1 protein-coding gene is annotated in these 522 nt (G+C 40.0%); it reads left to right on the top strand.

The features are described 5' to 3' along the window. Positions 1-73: 73 nt before the first annotated feature. Positions 74-522: transposase (locus IE226_RS43845; protein WP_229872002.1), on the top strand; the 449-nt coding region annotated here is incomplete at its 3' end.

Genomic DNA, 522 nt, shown 5'->3' with positions numbered 1-522 from the left:
AACTTAACTATAAAAAGTTGGTCAAGTCGCTGATTTTCAGTAACTTTGCAAATCACGACAAACGCAAAATTATATGAATACAGGACTTGACCAATATATGGATATCTTTAAAGATGCAGTTGAAGATTCGGCTGCAAAGTTAACAAAAAGTTTCGAGAAAATACTCATCGAGGTGATAATTTTGTTCATGGTAATACCAAGAAAGATAAATTTCACCCAAATGGGGAGGTATGGCTCGCATGTTGAGCAAACCTATCGCAACGCATTCGGCTTAAAAAAGTCGAAAAGCATTGACTGGCTCAAACTTAATGTCTCACTTGCCAAGCGCTTCTTTGGTAAACAGGGAAGATGGGCTATTGCCATTGATCCCAGCTACATCAGCAAAGCTGGCAAGAAGACTCCACATATCGGTCGTTTTTGGTCGGGATGTGCACAGTCTGTTAAACATGGTCTCGAAATCATGGGTATTGGCCTCATTGATATTGATACCAAAGACTGCATGATGTTAAAAGCCCACCAGTC

Source organism: Streptomyces longisporoflavus, assembly GCF_014649775.1.
Taxonomy (GTDB): Bacteria; Actinomycetota; Actinomycetes; order Streptomycetales; family Streptomycetaceae; genus Streptomyces; species Streptomyces longisporoflavus.
The sequence above is the reverse complement of the archived record's forward strand: the minus strand, read 5'-3'. Positions and strand labels throughout refer to the sequence as shown.